15 protein-coding genes are annotated in these 15,499 nt (G+C 55.2%); all 15 read right to left on the bottom strand.

The annotated features are described in order from the left end of the window. Window positions 1-41 precede the first annotated feature (41 nt). Window positions 42-821 (bottom strand): MBL fold metallo-hydrolase, encoded by a 780-nt coding sequence (locus DL346_RS07325; protein ID WP_112881354.1) that lies wholly within the window; start codon window positions 819-821, stop codon window positions 42-44. Between the two features lie 28 nt (window positions 822-849). Continuing rightward, entirely contained in the window at window positions 850-1,518 is a 669-nt protein-coding gene (locus DL346_RS07320) for a GNAT family N-acetyltransferase (RefSeq protein WP_112881353.1), read from the bottom strand. Between the two features lie 16 nt (window positions 1,519-1,534). Further along, window positions 1,535-2,203, bottom strand: a complete 669-nt coding sequence (locus DL346_RS07315) for a GNAT family N-acetyltransferase (protein ID WP_112881352.1) — start codon at window positions 2,201-2,203, stop codon at window positions 1,535-1,537. A 24-nt stretch (window positions 2,204-2,227) separates the two neighbouring features. Further along, the gene (locus DL346_RS07310; RefSeq protein WP_112881351.1) at window positions 2,228-3,091 is read right to left on the bottom strand and encodes a carbon-nitrogen hydrolase family protein; all 864 of its coding nucleotides are present in this window, start codon (window positions 3,089-3,091) and stop codon (window positions 2,228-2,230) included. Between the two features lie 28 nt (window positions 3,092-3,119). After that, on the bottom strand, window positions 3,120-4,475 hold the full coding sequence (locus DL346_RS07305; RefSeq protein ID WP_112881350.1) for a HAMP domain-containing sensor histidine kinase: 1,356 nt from the start codon (window positions 4,473-4,475) through the stop codon (window positions 3,120-3,122). Further along, the gene (locus DL346_RS07300) at window positions 4,472-5,170 is read right to left on the bottom strand and encodes a response regulator transcription factor (protein WP_112881349.1); all 699 of its coding nucleotides are present in this window, start codon (window positions 5,168-5,170) and stop codon (window positions 4,472-4,474) included. Before DL346_RS07300 ends, DL346_RS07305 begins: the two co-directional genes overlap by 4 nt. 211 nt (window positions 5,171-5,381) lie before the next feature. Continuing rightward, the gene (locus DL346_RS07295; RefSeq protein WP_165822399.1) at window positions 5,382-7,004 is read right to left on the bottom strand and encodes a serine/threonine protein kinase; all 1,623 of its coding nucleotides are present in this window, start codon (window positions 7,002-7,004) and stop codon (window positions 5,382-5,384) included. Window positions 7,005-7,091: 87 nt separating this feature from the next. Then, window positions 7,092-8,108: an SAM-dependent methyltransferase gene (locus DL346_RS07290; RefSeq protein ID WP_206098480.1), complete on the bottom strand. Its 1,017-nt coding sequence runs from the start codon at window positions 8,106-8,108 to the stop codon at window positions 7,092-7,094. Window positions 8,109-8,110: 2 nt separating this feature from the next. Continuing rightward, window positions 8,111-8,887, bottom strand: coding sequence for an ABC transporter ATP-binding protein (locus tag DL346_RS07285; RefSeq protein WP_112881347.1), 777 nt, complete (start codon window positions 8,885-8,887; stop codon window positions 8,111-8,113). A gap of 43 nt (window positions 8,888-8,930) precedes the next feature. Then, a complete protein-coding gene (locus DL346_RS07280) occupies window positions 8,931-9,242 on the bottom strand; it encodes a cyclic-phosphate processing receiver domain-containing protein (protein ID WP_112881346.1) in 312 nt (103 codons plus the stop codon). After that, window positions 9,239-10,081, bottom strand: coding sequence for a deoxyribonuclease IV (locus tag DL346_RS07275; RefSeq protein WP_112881345.1), 843 nt, complete (start codon window positions 10,079-10,081; stop codon window positions 9,239-9,241). The genes DL346_RS07280 and DL346_RS07275 overlap by 4 nt, the downstream gene beginning before the upstream one ends. A 5-nt stretch (window positions 10,082-10,086) precedes the next feature. Beyond that, a complete protein-coding gene (locus tag DL346_RS07270) occupies window positions 10,087-10,914 on the bottom strand; it encodes an Fpg/Nei family DNA glycosylase (RefSeq protein WP_338066292.1) in 828 nt (275 codons plus the stop codon). Between the two features lie 12 nt (window positions 10,915-10,926). Continuing rightward, window positions 10,927-11,748 (bottom strand): HAD-IIA family hydrolase, encoded by an 822-nt coding sequence (locus DL346_RS07265; RefSeq protein WP_112881344.1) that lies wholly within the window; start codon window positions 11,746-11,748, stop codon window positions 10,927-10,929. 44 nt (window positions 11,749-11,792) lie between these two features. After that, complete coding sequence (locus DL346_RS07260; RefSeq protein WP_112881343.1) at window positions 11,793-13,151, bottom strand: ribonuclease H-like domain-containing protein; 1,359 nt, start codon at window positions 13,149-13,151, stop codon at window positions 11,793-11,795. A gap of 19 nt (window positions 13,152-13,170) precedes the next feature. Continuing rightward, on the bottom strand, window positions 13,171-15,420 hold the full coding sequence (locus tag DL346_RS07255) for a DEAD/DEAH box helicase (protein WP_112881342.1): 2,250 nt from the start codon (window positions 15,418-15,420) through the stop codon (window positions 13,171-13,173). Window positions 15,421-15,499: the final 79 nt, after the last annotated feature.

Raw genomic sequence — 15,499 nt, 5'->3', positions numbered from 1 at the left:
ATCATACCGGGAAGACACGCCGAAAGTCAAGGATAAACCGCCTAGATCGTGACGGTCATGCCTGTCCGCGCATAACAGACGCCTTCCGGTAGCCGGTAATCGCGAGTCAGATCGATATCGTGCGACATATGCGTCAGCCTAGTTTGACCTGGCTTCAGCTCTTCAATAAGAGCCAGCGCTTCCGTAACGTCATATACGGACCGAGTTTCGAACGGATAGGGCTCCCGATAGAAGCTCGTCCCCAAAACCAGAAGATCCAAATCCGCCAGCGGCAGCAGCTCATCGCCTTGAAGCGCGATCGAATCCGAGCAGTAGGCGAAGGATCGTCCGCGTTCCGCGTCCGTAAACCGGAATGCATACGCATAGCCGTTCTTCCCGTGATTCACCTTCCACGTTTCTACGTCCCAACTGCCGAAGCGAAGCGGACCCGCAATCGGATGAAACTCGATGTGAGAGGACAGCCATGGAAACCGAATCAATATGTCGCGAATCACATCCGGCATCGCATATGCCTTGCCACGGCATTTCAGCCACCGGCATAGATCCGCCCATTCGGGCAGTCCGGCAATATGGTCGAAATGGGCATGAGTAATAAGCACGGTGTCGATCCGCTTTAAGCCGGCCGTTTCCATTTGGTTGCGCCAATCCGGTCCGCAATCGATCAGCATCGTTCCGAATTGCTCGTCTTGCAGATGGACAAGCGACCGCAGCCTGCGGTTCACGCCGCCGGTTCTTGCCTCCTCGCATACGGCGCAGGAGCAGTACACACGCGGAACTCCCATTGCATCACCCGTTCCCCAGAAGGTGATCGTAAGCGCCATCGCAGGTTCACTCCTTATATAACTGGATTTACAGCGGCTTCAAGGCGAGTTTCGATTTCTGCTTCAGATCTTCAATCATCGTATACCATTCATCCGGTTTGTTCGGCAGCGCCGAGTAATATTCCGTCAGAAACGCTACTGCAAGCGATGCGTCCAGCTCTGTCAGATTCTCATCCTGAGGCAGGAAGCACAGGTCCAGACCGCCGACAGCGGCTCCGTCCTCTTCCCAAGAAGGGTGAACATAAGGGAAATCTAGCCGCATATAGCCGATATGAGACAGCACCTCGCGGCGCACGAACGGACTCATCGGGTAGACGCCGCCAAACTCATATGCTGCTTGCGCAGGATTATAAATTTCAGCGAACATGCCGATCGGCTCCGTTCCGCTCTCCCGCGCCAAACGTTCCAAATCGCGCGCCCGGCCGCGCATGAGGAACCGGCCGATGCCAAGTCCCGGACGGCCGACGATCGTAAAGTCCGTCATGGCCACTTTCATGCCGGGATAGTAGCGATATTCCGTCGTGCCGACGACCTCGCCTTCGTGGACGGCGACATAAACATGAATGCCCGGATCTTCAAGCGGTCCGGCCCATTTCTCAAAGGCAAGCACTTCTTCGGGCGGGAAAATCGTTTTCATCAAGTCATGCATGTTTTTAAATAGCGGATTGTCGATCGATTGAATGCGTATGTAGTCCATCGTGCATTCGTCCTCTCTACTCGTTGTAAAATGGGTTCTTCCACTCCATGAGAGCGGCATTGTTGCAAGACTCTTCGTCCTCCAAGTAATTCGGCATGACGCCGACCGGCATCCGGCCGCACCTCAGCAGAAATGAAATGACGGGATCGTTATATTCGCCAATCGCCACGCCTGTCAAGTAGTCCTCCGCTGATACGGTTTTCGCTAAGCGATGGTAGCCGGGCATCCGGCCGCCGCCTAACAGCCTTTTCAAATGCAGATGGACCACGACCTCGTACATGCTCTGCATGAGCCATTTTCCGATGCCGGCTTTGCGCATTTCCGGAACGACGCACACATCGACGACATACAGCGTGGAACCGTTCGGATCATGGTTGCGGATATATCCTCTGTCCGTAATCCCTTCCCAGGTATGGCTGCCCTCCAACTGGCCATCGCTTACGCGCAGCCCGGTCATAGAGCCGATAAGGCGTCCTTCCATCTCCGCGCAGAGCGCTCCCTCCGGGAAACGCGTCACATGCTCCCGCAATTGCTCCTCGTTCCACCACAGCTCGGATGGAAAAGGCGGCGGAAAACTCGCGCGCTGGATGGCGATCATATCCTCGAGATCGAATAGCGTATAATTGCGGATCACGATTTCGGTCGGTTTGCGATCCAGATAAACGATCAGCTTTTTGCGCACTATCGTAATCTCCTTCCTGCCTAGAGATCATGACCAATCGCAGTACAAATCAGTGCGGCGGTCACGCCAAGTCGTAACCGAGCCGGCCGCGCGTACGTCGTGCAGCAGTTCGACGTTCAAATCGGCTACCACGAGCATATCATCGTTGATGACGCCTTCAGTCATGATCCCTGCTGGCGGAAACGGGATATCGTTTGGCGAAATGACGGCCGCTTGGCCGTAATTGGCACGCATGAAATCGACCTTGCGCAGCGATCCGACCGTACCGGTCGTCACGATATAAACCTGATTTTCTACAGCTCTTGCGTGACAGCAGTAACGGACCCGGTAGAAGCCGTGCCGGTCATCGGTACAGGACGGGCAAAAAATAATGTCCGCTCCTTTGGCTCTAGCCATCCGCACGACCTCGGGAAACTCGATATCGTAGCAGGTCAGCATCGCGATTGTCCCGAATTCCGTATCGAAGACGCGAAGAGACTCGCCGTGCGACATATTCCATTCCTCGCGCTCGGTCGGCGTCATATGAAGCTTCGCTTGCTGCTCCACGCGTCCGTCCGGATAGAATAGATGGGCCGCATTGTTGAGTTTGCCGTCTCCAACACGGATCACGTGCGTGCCGCCGACAATATAAACCCCATACTCGGCAGCGAGCGACTGGAACAAGCTGATGTACGCTTCTGTAAAGTCGGGCAGCCGTTCGATGGTGAGCGGACGCCCATCCTCATCACCGATCGAAAGCAGCTGCGTTGTGAAGAACTCCGGAAATAAAATGAATTGAACGCCATATTCGGATGCGTTCCGGACGTAATGCCGGACTTGATCCGCGAATTGCTCGAAGCGCTCGATATCCGCCAGCTTGTACTGTACGGCGCAAACGCGTAATTTACTCATGTTTTCCCCGCCTTTCGCGATAGCAACGTTATTTACGCTGAGGCAGCGCAATCGAAATCGTTGTGCCCTGCCCTAGCTTGCTGAATACGTCAATCTGGCCTTCATGCAGCTCTACAATCCGTTTGGCTATGGACAAGCCTAGGCCGACACCGCCGGTCGAACGGCTTCGAGCCCCGTCAACGCGATAAAACCGCTCGAAGAGATATGGGATTTCAGCTTCGGGAATGCCCATCCCTTTATCGGAAACCGATATTCGGATGACGCCTTTGTTGGCGCTAAGCGTAATATCGATCGGATCCTTGCTGTATTTGATGGCATTATCAAGCAAAATCACGAGCAGCTGCCGGATTTTATCTTTGTCGCCTATCATGCGGATGCCCTGCTTGCCGGTATGTACGCGAATCATGCGCTGGAACGTCATGTGCAGCATGTCCGCGGTTTCGTCCGCCAGCTGCACCAGATTGAAGTTCTCGAGATTGAGCCAGTCCTCCTGCTCCGCTTGGGCCAGCTGCAGCATCGATTTGGTCAAGTTTTGCAGCCGCTGGGCTTCCTTGCTGATAGCGTCGATCGCTTCATCGCGGATGTTTGCGTCGTCGCGCCCCCACCGTTTCAGCATGCCTGCGTAGCTGCTAATGACGGTAAGCGGCGTTTTCAATTCATGGGAAGCGTCAGCGACGAATTGCTTCTGGCGCTCGAACGTCCGGTCCAGCCGATCGATCATCTGGTTGAACGCGCGCGCGAGCTGCAGCAGCTCCGCCGACTGGTCTCGCTGGGCGAGTTCGATCTGCCTCAGCTTCCCGCTGCGGTCGATCTCCCTCATCGTTTGCACCATGTGCTGAATCGGCGAGGTCAATCTGGAGGTGAACCAATAGGTGCCGAAGATTGCGAACAGAATCGCGCCGATACTCGTAATCGTTAACGCGATTACGAGAACTTGAAGATAGCTGTCAAGCAGCGTCAGCTTGCGGTAAAGCTCCAGCGTGCCGATCACTTCGCTGCCCATGTAGAGAGGAACTCTCATATACAGCACGCGCCGCCCATCGAGGAAGAACATGCCGGTGTCATGCTGCGTTGTGAAGTTCGGCTTAAGCGCCAATAGCTCGGAATCGGAACCCTGCGAGTTGACGATTCTGCCGCCGGGATCAACGATGCGAATCAGCTCGCTGATATTGTAGAAGTCCCGCAGCAGCTCGCTGTTTGACAGCTGGCTGGCATCGAGGATTCTAGGATCCTCGAGCAGAATATTGACCTTGTTCGTGAGCAGCTGATCCTCGCTGCGTATCGTGATTTTTATCACAAATAAATAAACAAATATGTTAAACAGGATCAAGATAAAGATCAGCCAGAAAATCGTAAAAAACGTAAACCTTCTGCGGAGCGTCATGCATCCGGCTCCTTGAGCATGTAGCCGACGCCCCGGACCGTATGGATGAGCTTATGCCGGTAGCCTTTATCGATCTTTTGCCGCAAATACCGGATATACACGTCCACCAGATTGGTTTCGCCTATAAAATCGTAGCCCCACACCTCGGACAAAATATCCTCCCGCGACTTCTCCTCGTTGCGGTGCTCCGCCAAATAAACGAGCAGTTCGAACTCGCGCGGCGTCAGCTCGATCGCGTGATCTTTGCGGAACACCTTGCGCGTGCGCAGTTCGATGGAGAGATCCGCCGCTTTCAGCACGTCCGGACTTTCCGTTTCCTTCGGCTGCTGCTGAAAAATACGGAGCAGGTTGCGAACGCGCGCTAACAGCTCCTCCATCGCGAAAGGCTTCGTAATATAATCATTGGCTCCATGCTCGAAACCGCTTACCTTATCCGGAATCGTATCGCGTGCCGTCAATAGTATGATCGGGATCTGATTGCCGGATTGCCGCAATCTTCGCAGCACTTCGACGCCGTTTAGCTCAGGCAGCATCACGTCGAGCAGCAGCAGATCCCATTCGCCGTTGCTTGCCTGCTCCAGTCCGCTTCTGCCGTCAGCTGCGCGGCCGACCGTATACCCTTCGTGCTCAAGCTCAAGCTGCAGGACACGGGCAATGCCGTCCTCGTCTTCGATGACAAGAATGCGTTCGTTCATTCTCGCAGTACACCCACTTTTTATAGACTTCAACGGGTCAGCCCGTTCCCCCTATCATAAAGAAGCATTTGCGCCTTTGCAAGCTGCAAAGCCGCCATTTATTGTTCAGCGGAATCATGCTCCTAATGCACTAGGCTGCAGCAGGCAGCAACGTATAGGTTACGGCCCAATACCGATCGTTAGGCCGGCAGTCTCAAAGCCGGGACGATCATCAACGATCTTGCGGTTGCGGTACCGCTATTTCCAGCACAATCGGCTTAAACGCACGTTCCAGCATAGGCAGCCAGGCTTTATGCGTCGTAGCCCATTTGCCGGACCAAAGCTGATCGGCCCATTGCTCCGGCGGCAGTAAAGGCACTGAACAAATAGGTTTGACCGGAAGCATGGACAGCCATTCGCTCCTCTCTCGGAACGAAAAGTCTTTATTGGCAATCCAGTGCGTAACGCGATTGGCCTTCATCCGTTCAAAGCACACACGTTCGACCGCTCTTAGCCGCTGTGTCGTCCATTTCGACACGAAAGGATCGACGACGAAGAGCAGTACGTCGCATTGCGTTAGCTGAAGCTCATGCTCCGAAGCCATCCATTTGCTCGAAACATCCGTAATCGTGATTGGGAATGAAACCCCTTCAAGCATAAAACGGAATTTCAGCAAAGCCTCCGCATCATCGGGTTCCGGTGACGGCTCAAGCATATGCCAATGCAGTCTGCGCGACACGGAAGGCATTGTCCGGTATTTGCCAGGCCATGCTTGCTGCACAGTCGAATGGAACCGCTGCTCTTGATCAAGCGAATAAAGCAAAGCTTGCCACTCCGGCTCCAGCTCCGGATGTTCGATGGCAGCGCACTCAAAGCCTTGCCTGTCCAAGAGATGAGCCAGCGTAATCGCGACGAATGTCGCGCCGGCTCCGGGAGCCAGCGAGGCTACCATAACCGACCGCTTGCGTTTGTTGGCCAAACCAGGCTTAGCGTGGTTTCGAATAGACGGTGCGGATGGCCCGGTCAAACAAGACTCAAGCGCTTTCTTCGCCTCCTCCATCGAACCGTACCTGCAGGAAGGCCGTACATCTGCCATTCGGTTGATGACCGATGCGAGTTCCGTCCCGAAATGCGGAAGCATCGTTGGGTAAACGTTGCCCGCTTTCGAATCAAGCTTCCGTCCCCCCGCCATCAGATAATAGAGAAGCGAGCCGAGCCCAAACACATCCGTACGCGCGTCGCTCTGGCCTTCCCCCGCCTGCTCGGGCGCCGAAAATCCCGGCGTGCCGAGCATGACCGTATCTTGCGGCTTGCCCGGCTTAAACTCCCTTGCGATGCCAAAATCAATCAAACGCACGAAGCCTGTATGATCGATCATTACGTTCGTCGGCTTCAAATCGCGGTGAATGATCGGCGGCTGCTGAGCATGCAAGTATTGCAGCGCATCGCAGAGCTGAATGCCGATCGCAATCGCTTCAGAAGCTCCGATGATGCCGCTGCAGGCCGTCAAATACGCTTGCAATGTCATGCCGTCGATGAAATCCATCACCATGACCTCGCAGCCATTGCCTTCCGCGCTAGTTAAATAATCAATAATTAGCGGCAAATGAGGATGGTTGAGCCGCATCAGTATGGCCGCTTCCTCTACGCTGTGTCCGGTCCCGCTCCTGCCGGCAAGCGCAGATGTGACCTTCAGCGCGCGCAGCTTGCCATGCAGACGCATATCTTCGGCTGCGTAAACCACCCCCATCCCGCCTTGTCCAAGTTGTCGGACGACGCGGTAACGGCCTCCAATGACAGCGCCGGCTTCCCACAGAACGAATTTATGATCTCTTTCACTATCCATAGCCTGCATGAAGTTTCCTCCCTTAAATGAAAAAAGCATCCCGATTGCCCAGACCCGTACCGTTCGCGGTCTGTTCAATCGGGATGCTTTCCCGTTTTATTTCTTGATTAAGTATAACGTAATCTCGTCCCGGTTGTGAAACAATTGCTTCGCCTTCTGCAGGACAAACGCGGTCTCGAGCTTCGAGACGACATCGCGGATTGTCTGCAGCGGTTTCTTATGCATCAGCTTAACCGTAATGATCGCCGTCGCGCCATCTGTAAGCGCGTCCGTTTTTTCCAGCACCAGCTTGGCCATCTGCATCGGACTCCAGCTCATGTCGCATACAAGCAGATCGAACGTATTCGGCGCAAACTGAACATCGGATGCGTTCTTCTTCATCTTCGTCAGACGTGGATACGCAGACAGCGAAGGATGCAGCTCGGCCGGATCGATGGCCGTCACCCTTAGTCCCCGCTCCAAGAGCAGATGCGTCCAGCCACCCGGCGCCGCGCCGATATCGAGCGCCTCCCGGAAGTTTTCTAAATAGAGCTTAAAGGCCCTCTCCGCTTCCAGCAGCTTGAACTTCGCCCTGGAGATCTGTCCTTCCTCGCGTTGAAAGCGAACCGCGCCGCCCGGCCAGTCCGACAGCTGCTCGTCAGGCGTACCCCAACCGACGTACAGCTCCTCCGCGCCCGCGAAGATGGAGAAGATCTGATCGGGCGATTGCATCGCCGTATCGCCGCCCAGCTCCATAATGACGGCGTCCAGCACCGCCTTCGTATCGGCGGCGGTATAGACGAACGGCGTCCCTTCGACGCGGCGCAGATGGATGGCGGTCGTTCCTTCCGCGCAGCGCATTCTTGCGCTGCGGATAAGGTCCGAGAGCGCCTGCAGATCATCCGCGTTACCGTGAATCGGAAGCGCGCGGTCGATCGGCTGAAGATGTCTCAGAAAGATCGGTTCATTCGTCCGAATGACGCCCAGCATTTCTTCCCGGCTAAGCGGAACTTCCATTTTGAATGCTTCACCGGCAATTAGCTGCGTAAATTTAATGCCATTAACAAGCCTGCGCAGCTCTTCCATCGCAAGCGATGCAAATCCGTGATTAGCCGTTCCAATCCAATGACTCACTTCTATTTGCCTCCTGATAATGCTCGAATCCACGGCCGGTCGTCGGCCCACTCGACAGCCACCGGCCAGTCATACGCGCGGCTAAGCCATTCCGGGCTAAGCACGTCCTTCTTCGGCCCTGCAGCAAATATGCGGCCGTCCTGCACGAGCGCGACATGCGTGAAGAGCGGGATGATTTCTTCCATGTGATGCGTGACATAGACGACCGTGATGTCGCGCTCGCTCAGCCTATTCAAATCAATGAGCAGCTTCTCGCGCTCGTACAGATCAAGACCGGCGCACGGCTCGTCCATAATGAGCAGCTTCGGGTTCGACATGAGCGCCCTCGCCAGCATCACTTTTTTGCGTTCGCCCTGCGATAGCGTTGCAAGCGTCTGTTCGGCCGTGTACAGCAGCCCAACCTCATCCAGCAGGCGAAGCGCCTTCTGCTTCACGTCCTCGTCAATCGTCTGATAGAAACGAAGAAACGCATATTCGCCGGTTGCAACGACTTCCCAGACCGGGTCGCGAAGCGTCAGCTTCTCGATGACCGATTGGCTGATATAGCCGACCTGCTTCCGCACCTCGCGCACATCGCATTCCCCGAAGCGATTGCCGAGCACGTCTACCGTTCCCGACGAAGGGAACAAATAGCCGGTCATCATTTCCAGCAAGGTCGTCTTTCCGCAGCCGTTTCGGCCCAAAATGACCCAATGCTCGCCTTTGTTGACTTGAAGGTTAACGCCATTAAGAATCTGTCTTTCTTCGCGTCGAAACGTGATGTCCTTTAACGTAATCAAAAGTTTTCCCCTCCCAGAACTATGCGCTTGTTGACCCGGCCGGCTAGCCCTCTTCAGGCATCGGACCGTTATGAATGCGGACATGTTGCGGCGCGTGCCGGGTAAGCAAATGAACCATTTGCATTCTGCCGGAAACGCTTGATGTATGAAAATAACAAGCTCGCGGATAGCGGCCGCTGTCGACGATGTACTGGACGACCGCCAATCCGTTCTGCTGCCCCCAGCCAAGTTCAAAGTCGAGCGATAATAGATCGACCTCTTCGTGCTCGAGAAGAAGGATGCACTCCTCCGCCGTCTTGGCCAGCACGAAGCCTTTCGGACAAGGCCGGTAATCGTCCAAGTACACGTTGATCATGCCCTGCTCTCCCCTCCAAGCTTCCGGATCAGCTCAAGCTGCCCGCGGTGCGTGCCATCCGCATCGGAAGGCGTTTCCAAGATGAAAGGAACGTCCTTCAGCAGCGGATGCCGCAGCAGCCAGGTCAGCCCGCGTTCCCCGATGTGCCCTTCGCCGATCCGCGCGTGGCGGTCTCTTCTCTCGCCGCTCGGATAGACGGAATCGTTCAAATGAATGGCCGCCGCATGCTGGATAACCCCAAGCTCGATCGCTTTGTCCATCCAGGCGGCATCCGGAGCGCCGTCCCAGACACCGCTCGCGAACAGATGACAAGTATCTAAGCAAAAGCCGATTTTGTGCGGATCGATGCATAAGCTGCGGATTTGGGCAAGCTCCTCCATGGTCGTCCCCATGAAGGAACCGTCGCCCGCCTGGTTCTCGATCAGCAGTTTCGCGCGGCCCTGCCACTGCGACGTCACCGTACTTAGCGTCAGCACCGCATTACGGTAGCCCTCCAGCGGGTCCGTCCCTTTGTAGACGCCGAAATGGACAACAACGCCAAGCGCGCCGCACGCTTCCGCGATCGCAAGATCGTTGAGCAGCGACTCCACCGTTCGGGCGCGCTGCTCGATCTCCTCCGATGCCACGTTGGTCGGATAAGGAGAATGGGCGATCGATACGATGCCGCGCTCCTCGCAAAAAGCCGCGCAGCGCCTGGCATCGCTCTCATCGATTGATTTCACGGACAGGCTGCGCGGGTTTTTCGGGAAAAATTGATAGGCCTTGCACCCATGCGCGTCCGCTCTTCGTGCCGCTTCCCGATATCCGCCTCTAGTGGAAACATGAACACCATCGCGCATGTCCGCTACCTGTCCTTCTGGCAGGATGGGCAGTAGAAAACTTTGCGCGAGTTCAGCTCTTCCTGAACGATTGCCTCTCCGCATTTCAAGCAAGGTTGACCGCCTCTGTCGTACACCATGCAATGATCGTTGTATCCGCCCGTGACCGTGTCCTCGTTTGTTAAAGGCATCTCCATGTAACCGCCATAGGATAGGGCGTCCTGGAGCACCTTGTGCATGGCGCGATACAGTCTTTCCCATGTTTCCGGCTCAATGGCAGACAGCTTCGCAGTCGGGCGTACGCCCGCCTCGAACGCGATTTCGTCGGCATAGCAGTTCCCGATGCCGGCAATGACGCGTTGCTCGACAAGCGCCGTCTTCAGAGAACCTCTGCGGCCTTTAAACCGCTCCTTGAATTTCTCCAGGGTCAGCCGCTTGTCGAAGGGCTCCGGCCCGAGTTCGGCCAAGCGGGCAACGGCCTCCTTCACCGTCAGCAAGTGGATATAGCCGAGCCGGAGCCCGATAAAGCACAGCTCACCCTGCGGGAATCCGATCGTGACCTGAACGGTGCGGTCAGGCCGTTCGCCATCGCCCGCCTTCGATTCGTAGCGTATCATGCCTCCAAGCATTAAGTGCAGCACCAGCCGCTTGCCGTTGTCGAGATGGAAGAGCAGCATTTTGCCCCGGTGCTCGACGAACCAAACGACTCTTCCGACCAACTCCTGCCGGAATTCATCCACAGGCACGTTGATCGATTTCTGGCGGGTTACCAGTACATTCGTAATCGGCTGGCCGGAGATCCGCTCCGCCAGCATGTTGCGGTAATGTTCCATTTCCGGCCATTCCGGCATCATGCAACTTCCTTCCTAACGGCTTTGCCGGCTGCTCGCCAGCCGCTCCCCTATAAACTGCTTTAATGCGAATAAATTATCGATAACTGCAGTCGCCTCGCATCCGGCTGACGCGAGAAGCTCTTTATAATTGTCGCCCGTTGCAAGCCCGGTTAAAACAAGCGCGGACGGACAGCCGACAGCATGCGCCGCCGCTATATCCGTAGCCGGATTGTCGCCGATCATCCACGTCTCCGAAGCGTTCAGCCGCAGCCGGTTCAGGGCGAAATTCATCAAGATCGCGGAAGGCTTGCCGATGACGGTCGGCTCTGCGCCGGAAGCCGCCTTCAGCATCGCTCCGATCGATCCCGCGCCAGGCATAAGTCCGTGCTCTGCCGGAACAAGAAGATCGGGATTCGTCAAAATAAAACCGGCGCCTGCGCGAATGTGGCCGACCGCCTTCGCAAGCTTCTCGTATGTAAACTGGCGGTCAATCCCTTGGACGACGATATCAGGCTCGTCCTCTACAAGCTGCAGGCCCGCTTCCGCCAAGGCCGCGCGCAGGCCATGCTCGCCGACGACATAAACGCGCGCGCCCGGCAGCCGCTCGGCGATATAGGCCGCAGCGCCTTGCGCGGACGTACATACTTCGCGCGGTGCCGCCGGAATGCCCATCGTATTCAGCCGCTCGGCGAATGCCTCCGGCGTTGCCGAGGAGTTGTTCGTCACAAACAGAAAGCCGATTTCAAGCCTGCGCAGTTCCGCAATCAGCTCGTCGGCGCCTGGAATCATAATGCCGCCGTGATACATCGTTCCGTCCAAATCAATGAGCAGACCGCGAAGCGAATTGACGCTCATCTTTCGTCCACTCCTTAAGAACCGAAGGGGGATAAAGGCCGCCCTCAGCTCGAATATTTGATAAGCTTCTTCTGCAAACGTTCGATCCGCTTGCGCAGCAACTCAAGCTCCGCGCGGCGTTTGCCTTGAAGACGCAGGCCCGCCAGCCTGCGCTGTGCGATCTCGTAGGCCTCTTCGGCTAAGACGAGCGCTTCATCCAGCTGCTTCGTCTTATGCTCGTAATACATGGCCAGCTCGATATGAGCCTCATAATCATGCCTTCCCGCACGAGAACCGGCATCTTCTACTGCCTTCTGCCACAATATCACAGCACGCTGCCAATTTCCACATTTCTTGTCTCGTTCAGCCAGCATGCATAAGCATTTGCGAGTCGGCCTTGGATGCTCTGCAACGGCGGCAAACAGCGGCTCCGCCAGCTCGGTCTTGCCCATCTTCTCCAGCCAGAGTCCTGTGCGCAGCAGCTCTTCCACTTCCTGCGGCATCGGAACAGGGCCCTTTCCTAAATTGCCGCCCAGCAAATGTCCGAAGCGGATCGCCAGCGCAGCCAGCGATAGCATGTCGATTTCGTTATGCTCGAACACGCCTAGCAATGGCGCAGCCTTGCCGTCAGCCAGAAATTGAAAATAGATCGCCGGCGCAAGCGAACCCGGCACATCGTCCTTGCGCGTGATGCCGAGCCGTTCTTCTTCTACGTGGCTAAGCTTGCACGATACGAGCGTGTTGCGCCATACCGATCGTGAAGGATGCAGAAGGTCAATATGAATCGGTTCCCATTGAAACGTTCGGAACCCGTGTAAAATAAACCGGTTATATAGGACCGGCCAATCGAAAGTCCGCCCGTTATAGGTCACGAGGTGGGTGAAGCTCGGCAGCAAATTGCTGAGGTAGCCGATCATGGCCCGCTCTTCCGCCGGATGCCGAATCAGCATTTGCTCGACGATGAACGATTCATCCTGCGCATAAGCCAAGCCGACCATGAAAGGAACATTGCCCGCACCAACGCCAAGACCAGTCGTCTCCAAGTCGAGAAACAATAAATTGGCATATCCGGGATCGGCGTTTTCCGGCTTGCGAAACGAATCCAAACTGTGCTGAACCTCGGCCAGCTCGGTTAGCTCATGAATGCCATGGCGATGCATGAGCGGATAGCGGCTCTCGCGTACGAGAAAGGCGCCCTCGGTCGACTGTACGATGCGCACGCCCATCTCCTCCCACTCCGGAGACAGCGTCTCTTCCGGACTTTCCGAAGGAGCGGCAGGAGGGCCGGCTTGTACGGCTTCTTCCAAAGGCTTCTGAGCTTGAACCGCTTCAACCTCCGGCTGGCTTACAAGTCCTGCCTGCCGTTCCTCCTGCGCCGTTTGCGAGCTCCTCAGCCGCAGCAGCTTGTCCCGTAGCCCGCTCATGACGGAACGCCTCCGCTGACTAGAACTGTTCCAGCAGCCGCATACTTCTGCGCTTTCCATTGATTCCTATGATTTCTGTACCGATACATGCAGGGCATCCATCCTCGCAAAGGCATTTGCCTATAAGGTTTTTTGCGGCTTCCTTGATCTCGTCGAAACGCTTGTATACGTCTTCTGCCAATCCGATACCGCCAGGGTAATGATCATATAAAAACACGGTCGGATGTCCGGTATGAGCAGCTTTAATTTGCGAAACGACATGTATATCGCTGCGGTCGCACATGACCATGACCGGTACGATGTGACGCAATACGTTTGCAATGCCTAGCAGCAGCTGTTCCAGCGTTTTTATCCCAATATCGGAGTCTACTTCTCTCAGCTCGACCCAGGCCGCGCTGGTGTGAAGCTCTTCCTCCGGCAGATTTATAGGCCCGTAGCCGATATTTTCGCCGGTCGTTAATTTGATTTTTTTAAAAATCGTCGGGATCGCATTGATCGTTACGTCCCCGTAATTCAAGGCAGTCTTTTTCCGCGCGTTCGTCTTATCGATTTCCAGCACTTTAAGCTGTACGGCCAAGTTCGCGTCCGTGTAATACTCCACGTCGACTTCGCGCACATACGCTTTTTTATGCTCCCAATCGAGCTTTTCAACTTGGAACTGCACCCCTTCGTGCAAGTAAATCGCTTCGTCATGCAGCAAGGTCATTGCGCTAAAACGGTCCATTTCGCCGATGATTTTGACGTTGGCAACATTGGACTGGTCTACGATAACGACATTTTCTTGGGATGCGGAGCGAAGGCTGATGGTATTGGCCGGGAAGGACTGATTTGCCCAGTAGAACGTATCCCCGTTTTTATGCAGAATCCGTTCCTCGACCATGTATTCCATAATGTCCGTTATATCCAGCGTTCCGAATTCTTCCGTCTCTTTAAAGGGCAATTCATAGGCCGCGCAGCGCAGATGGTCCACTAAAATAATCAGGTTCTCGGGATTGATTCGCGCGGATTCCGGGTTGCGGTCGAAGAAGTAATCGGGATTATTGACGATATACTGGTCGATCGGGGTTGAACTGGCAACCATGACGATGAGCGCTTCCCCGTGACGGCGTCCGGCCCTTCCCGCTTGCTGCCATGTGCTGGCTACGCTTCCCGGATAGCCGGTCATTACGCAGACTTGCAGCTGACCGATGTCAACCCCAAGCTCCAGAGCGTTCGTGCTTACTACGCCCAGAATTTCTCCAGCCCTGAGCCCTTTTTCGATTTCTCTGCGCTGATTCGGCAGATAGCCGCCCCGGTAGCCCCGGATGGATTTAGACCCAAGCTGATTCTTAACCAGCTCCTGCAGATGGCTTAGAATGATTTCTACCCGTACCCGGCTGCGCGCGAATACGATCGTTTGAATCTTGTTTTTTAGAAAGTCCGTCGCCAGGTGGTTCACTTCGACAGAAGCGCTTTTTCGGATATTAAGGGCCTTATTCACGATGGGCGGGTTGTAAAACACAAAGTGCTTTCTGCCTCTTGGCGCCCCGTTATCGTCGATCAGCCGCATCGGTTTTCCCGTTAAATGCTCCGCCAGTTCCTTCGGATTCGCAATCGTCGCGGACGTACAGATAAAAGTAGGATTACTGCCGTAGAATTTGCAGATTCGCTTAAGGCGCCTCAGAACGTTCGCGACATGGCTTCCGAATACGCCCCGATACGTATGTAGTTCATCAATGACGATATACTTTAAATTTTCGAACAGGCTTACCCATTTCGTATGATGAGGCAAGATGCCGGAATGCAGCATGTCCGGATTCGTAATGACGATATGTCCGGCCTTTCGTACGATCTGGCGAATGGTCGGCGCGGTATCGCCGTCATACGTGAAGCTTTTTATGTCAATTCCCATTTCGTCTATGATTTCGTTCAGTTCGCTCTTTTGATCCTGCGAAAGCGCCTTGGTCGGAAAAAGGTATAAGGCCCTGCTCGTATCGTCTGCAGCAATCGCTTGCAAAACCGGCAAGTTATAGCACATCGTTTTACCTGAAGCCGTCGGCGTGACCGCTACGATGTTTTCGCCCTTGGCGACAGCTTGGTAAGCGGAATATTGGTGGGAATAAAGCTGCTCGATCCCCCGTTTCGCCAGCGCCGCCTTAATCCGAGTGTCTACGGACTCCGGTATAGGCGCGTACCGCGCTTCCTGCGGCTCGATTTCGTGCCAATGCACGATATTTTCATTGCTCCGAAGGTCGTTGATCACTTCGGCAAGTGATTTTTTTCTAAACATCGCCTGTTCACCTCTCATACCAGTTTAGCGAATCTTTGTTCGCTTGGCTAGAGAACGCTATATGCAAAAAATCCCGCCA

The organism is Paenibacillus montanisoli (genome assembly GCF_003268025.1).
GTDB lineage: Bacteria > Bacillota > Bacilli > Paenibacillales > Paenibacillaceae > Paenibacillus_Z > Paenibacillus_Z montanisoli.
Note: the sequence above shows the minus strand (reverse complement) of the source record. Positions and strands in the feature narration are given on the sequence as shown.